The sequence below is a fragment of the Tepidibacillus sp. HK-1 genome, from assembly GCF_001748485.2.
GTDB lineage: Bacteria > Bacillota > Bacilli > Tepidibacillales > Tepidibacillaceae > Tepidibacillus_B > Tepidibacillus_B infernus.
The window spans coordinates 1-243 of sequence record NZ_BDGM02000076.1 but is presented as its reverse complement, the minus strand read 5'-3'; the positions used below and the strand labels follow the sequence as shown (position 1 = coordinate 243).

Here is a 243-nt window from a genome sequence, read left to right as displayed (position 1 = left end):
TTTCCGTTGACCACGTTGGTTGTGTAGGACTGTCTCGCCTTGCGGCTTTTGAACTTAGGAAATTCAACACGACCAGAGAAGAAGTTTTGGTATGCCTTCTGCAAATTCAGTTGAGCGTTTGCCAACGCAAGGCTATCGACTTCTTTGAGCCATGCAAACTCCTTTTTGTACTTGGCAGGAGTCGGGAATTTTTGCTTTTTCAAGGCTTCTTTGTCGTCCTTGAACTTCTCATATGTTTCCTTT

Annotated in this window: 1 pseudogene; it reads right to left on the bottom strand. The window is 44.0% G+C overall.

Going from position 1 to position 243, the window contains the following annotated elements:
• Positions 1 to 243: pseudogene (locus BEN26_RS13885) on the bottom strand (RNA-guided endonuclease TnpB family protein); the annotation flags it as partial.